The 4,714-nt window shown below is 44.5% G+C and carries 4 protein-coding genes; 2 read left to right on the forward strand and 2 right to left on the reverse strand.

What is annotated here, in order from left to right; genetic code table 11:
- Window positions 1–1,141: betaine-aldehyde dehydrogenase (gene betB, locus B4J23_RS05590; RefSeq protein ID WP_414631563.1), on the reverse strand; the 1,141-nt coding region annotated here is incomplete at its 3' end.
- A gap of 21 nt (window positions 1,142–1,162) precedes the next feature.
- A complete protein-coding gene (gene betI / locus B4J23_RS05595; protein WP_005235723.1) occupies window positions 1,163–1,741 on the reverse strand; it encodes a transcriptional regulator BetI in 579 nt (192 codons plus the stop codon).
- A gap of 270 nt (window positions 1,742–2,011) precedes the next feature.
- Here betI and B4J23_RS05600 point away from each other — a divergent pair, with 270 nt between their 5' ends.
- Window positions 2,012–4,048 carry a choline transporter gene (locus B4J23_RS05600; RefSeq protein ID WP_034705245.1) on the forward strand — a complete coding sequence of 679 codons (2,037 nt, stop codon included), beginning with the start codon at window positions 2,012–2,014 and terminating at the stop codon, window positions 4,046–4,048.
- Window positions 4,049–4,076: 28 nt separating this feature from the next.
- Window positions 4,077–4,685, forward strand: a complete 609-nt coding sequence (locus B4J23_RS05605) for a MarC family protein (RefSeq protein ID WP_005266373.1) — start codon at window positions 4,077–4,079, stop codon at window positions 4,683–4,685.
- Window positions 4,686–4,714 lie beyond the last annotated feature (29 nt).

The raw sequence follows: 4,714 nt of genomic DNA on the forward strand, positions 1-4,714 counted from the left end.
TCATGTCATCGCGGCAGTCGGTAAACACGGTTGGCAGGACATACGCCCCTTGGGCAAACTGTTCATCCTCAGCACGGCCGCCGCCACACAATAAGCGCGCCCCTTCTATCTTGCCTTTTTCGATATAGCCCAGCACTTTTTCCATATGCTCAAAGCTGGACACCGGACCGAAATTGGTTTCAGGATCGAGAGGATCACCCATACGGATATGTTCAACACGCTGCAAAATCTTTTCTTCAAATGCTGCTTTCAATGCCAAAGGTACAAAAACACGAGTACCGTTGGTACACACCTGACCAGAGCTATAGAAGTTGGCCATCATGGCAATATCAGCCGCCAGATCCAGATCGGCATCTTCACAGATAATCAGCGGAGACTTACCGCCCAGCTCCATAGTGACTTCTTTCAAACTAGAATTGGCAGCTTGCGCCATAACTTTTTTGCCGGTAGAAACGCCACCAGTGAATGACACTTTGGCAATATCGGGATGCGAAGTTAGATAACCACCAATTTCACCACTACCGGTAACCACATTAAAGACACCATGCGGCACACCGGCTTCGGTATAAATTTCTGCCAGTTTCAGCGCAGTTAAAGGCGTAACTTCACTGGCTTTGAAAATCATGGCATTGCCTGCAGCGAGTGCCGGTGCAGATTTCCACAATGCGATCTGAATCGGATAATTCCATGCGCCAATTCCAGCGACAACCCCCAAAGGTTCACGGCGAGTATAGACAAAGGAACTGCTTCTCAGCGGGATTTGCTGGCCTTCAAGAACCGGTAGAATTCCCGCATAATATTCGAGTACATCTGCACCTGTCGTAATATCAACAGTCGATGTTTCACTAAAGGCTTTACCGCTGTCCAAGCTTTCTAATTTTGCCAGCTCATCGTTACGCTCGCGTAAAATGGCGACTGCCTTGTTCAAGATGCGCGAGCGTTGAATCGCGGTCATTTCTGCCCAGACTTTTTGCCCTTGTTGTGCAGATTCAACCGCACGATCGATATCATTTTTTGAACAGACCTGCACTTCAGCCAGGACTTCGCCTGTTGCAGGATTAATAGTTTGAAACGTGCTATTGGACGTTGCATCGACATATTGTCCATGAATATAAGGACGTTGCAGTTTGAATGTTGTCAATGGAATTCCCTCGCAGATTGGTTATTTGAGTTGTTGCCGGATATATTCACTACACAGCTCAATCGGCAGTTCTGGATCAATTTCGCCACTTACTAAAGCCCCTCTTAGCCAGAATCCATCAATGAGTGCAGCCAGACCTTGTGCTGCCTTCTCAGCTTGATCCTTACTCAGCTTTTTCATGAATTCATATTTAAGATTGGAATGTAAGCGGTAATGGTTTATTTGCTGTAAACGATGTAAATCGGGCTGATGCAGACTGCTGGCCCAAAAAGCCAACCACACCTTCATGGCCGCTTTATCCGTTTGTGGAGCAGTAAAATTGCCACGCACAATTGCCAGTAAGCGTTGTTCAGGGGCGTCATTCACCTGTGACTTGATTTCAGCAACAGATTTACCTAATTGCTGCAATAAGTAACGCATTGTGGCTTCAATTAACCCATTTTTACCTTGAAAATAATGACTTATGATGCCTGTTGAGACACCTGCCCTCTGAGCAATCTGACTAATTGAAGCTTCTGCAAAACCTAGCTCATTCACTGCAGCTAACGTGGCATCGATCAGTTGCTGACGACGGATCGGTTGCATACCAACTTTTGGCATAGGACTAACCTGAATAACGGATGTAGCAATACAAAATCACTCTGCTAAAGCAAATAGCGGAATGATGTAACAATTCCTAAACGCTTTTTTAATTGAACGTTCAATTAATAAAAATTATAGTGCCAGCTCACCCTTGATGTACAGCGCAGTTTGTTTTGGATTTGCAAAAGTTTGTAATTCACGAAAACAAGGAAGCTTTAGGGCCAGCTTATGCTTTTAAATCACACTGCACTGTAGATCATTCGGCAACAAAACGATGGTCAGAGATTTATGCAAAAGAAAAACGAAGAGGTGCAAGATAGTCTGAATAAGGTAGTCTTTTATTGTTCGGCGACGCTTATTCTGCTGTTTTCTATCATCACGATTTTATTTAATGAACAAGCCAATCTAGTCATTATTAATATTTTAAACTGGGTCAGTAGTACCTTTAGCTGGTATTACCTGCTGGCGGCAACGCTGTATCTGGTTTTTATTGTCTTTATCGCCTGCTCACGTTATGGCGAAATCAAGCTTGGTCCCAAACATTCTAAACCCGAATTCAGCCTGCTGAGCTGGTCGGCCATGTTGTTCTCAGCCGGGATCGGGATTGACTTGATGTTCTTCTCGGTCGCTGAACCCTTGTCTCATTATATGAGTCCTCCAGTCGGTGAAGCTGAAACCTTTGAAGCCGCGCGTCAGTCTATGGTCTGGACCCTGTTTCACTATGGTCTGACCGGCTGGAGCATGTACGCGCTGATTGGGGTTGCGTTGGGATATTTCAGTTATCGCTATAATTTACCACTGACAATTCGCTCTGCGCTTTATCCTATTTTTGGAAAAAGAATTAATGGCCCGATTGGCCATACGGTAGATACCGCTGCAGTACTCGGTACGATTTTTGGTATTGCCACCACCTGCGGTATCGGTGTGGTTCAGCTAAATTACGGTCTGCATGTCCTGTTTGGCTTGCCGGAAAATATCTGGATTCAAACTGCATTAATTGGTGTTGCAGTCATTATTACTATTATTTCAGTCACTGCGGGTGTCAATAAAGGTATTCGGGTTCTGTCTGAAATTAATATCTATGTATCAATCGGGTTGCTGCTCTTTATTCTCTTTATGGGAAATACAGAGTTTTTATTAGCGGCTCTAATTCAGAATTTTGGTGATTATCTCAGCCAGTTCCCGAAACTCTCTTTAAGCAGTTTTCCTTTTGAGCAGCCTAAAGAATGGATGAATAGCTGGACCCTGTTCTTCTGGGCATGGTGGATTGCCTGGTCACCTTTTGTCGGTCTGTTCCTGGCACGTATTTCCCGTGGTCGTACTATTCGTGAATTTGTCACCGGGACTTTGGTTATTCCTCTGTTATTTACCCTCACTTGGTTGTCTATTTTCGGTAACAGTGCTTTATACAGTGTGATTTTTGATGGTAATACTCAGCTTGCGACAACTGTTTTAGAAAATCCAGCGCATGGTTTTTATGATCTGCTGGCACAGTATCCAGGTTTCACATTTCTCGCAGGTGTCGCCACCATTACAGGTTTGCTGTTCTATGTGACTTCAGCGGATTCAGGGGCATTGGTATTGGGGAACTTCACCACTAAATTCACTAATATTGAGCATGATTCACCGCGCTGGCTCAGTGTGTTCTGGGCCATTGCTATCGGTTTGCTAACTTTGGCAATGCTCATGGCGAATGGCGTGACAGCATTACAGAACACCACGATTATTATGGGTCTGCCTTTTAGTTTCGTGATTTTCTTTGTGATGGCCGGACTGTATAAGTCCTTGCGTCTGGAGGATTTTCGGCAGGCCAGTACCAGTCTGAATGCTGCGCCTGTGGTCGGTAATGTGGATATCCTGAACTGGAAGAAGCGTCTGAGCCGGGTCATGCTGCATCCAAGCCTGTCCCAGACCCGAACCATGCTGGATAATGTTTGCAAACCAGCCATTGAGGCCGTTGCAACCGAGTTAATTGACAAAGGCATTCAAGTAAATATTCAGGAAAAATCGCTTGAGGAAGAACCTGAACTGTATCACCTGGATCTGACCATTCAGCTCGATGAAGAAGAAAACTTTGTCTATGAAATATGGCCGGTACGCTATGACACGCCAAATTTCAGTTCACGGGGTAAACGAACCAAACGTTATTACTATCGTCTGGAAAGTTATCTGTTTGAAGGCTCTCAGGGCAACGATCTGGTCGGTTATAGTAAGGAACAGGTGATCAATGACATCCTGGATAAATATGAACGCCATATGATGTATCTGCATATTAACCGGATCAGTCCGGGTAAACGTCCGCTGTTCCCGGACCGTGAAATCTAGGATATCTCAACTACGGAAGGACTGAATGATGTCAGAAAGTTTGAATGCATTTGCCCTGTTTTTCTCCCTGCTCAACCCTTTTCTGATGAGTATTTATATGCTCGGAATTATCCGTAATTCCGACGCAAAAGTATTCAACATGGCATTGATTCAGGGCAGTCTGATCAGCTTTATTGTGTTCATCATTTTTGCAAAAACCGGTGAGGCCTTCTTTAATGAAGTCTTGCATGTACGGTTTGAGTCCTTCCAGATTTTTGGCGGTATTATTTTTCTGGTGATTGGCTATCGTTATGTCTTTGAAGGTGCTGATACGATTGGTGTGATGCGTGGAGCGCCCAGTCATCTGGCGGGTACGATTGCCATGCCGTTTATGATCGGTCCCGGCACCATTTCGGCTTCCGTGATTACCGGGATTCAGCTCAGTTTAATGCAAACCATTCTGGTGATTTTCTTTACCCTGTTTCTGACCTGTAGCTTGCTAATTCTGATGAAATACCTGCATGATCATTTACAGCATAAATATTCTAATTATATTGACCTTTATGTCGATATCGTTGGTCGTGTCGCAGCACTATTAATCGGAACCATCGCCATTGATATGATTGTGACAGGTGTCAGTGGAATTCTGGAAGGCTAGTTTTATATAAGTGTCTTGTCCTGAAATAG

It is taken from the genome of Acinetobacter sp. UBA3025, from assembly GCF_002367915.1.
Taxonomy (GTDB): Bacteria; Pseudomonadota; Gammaproteobacteria; order Pseudomonadales; family Moraxellaceae; genus Acinetobacter.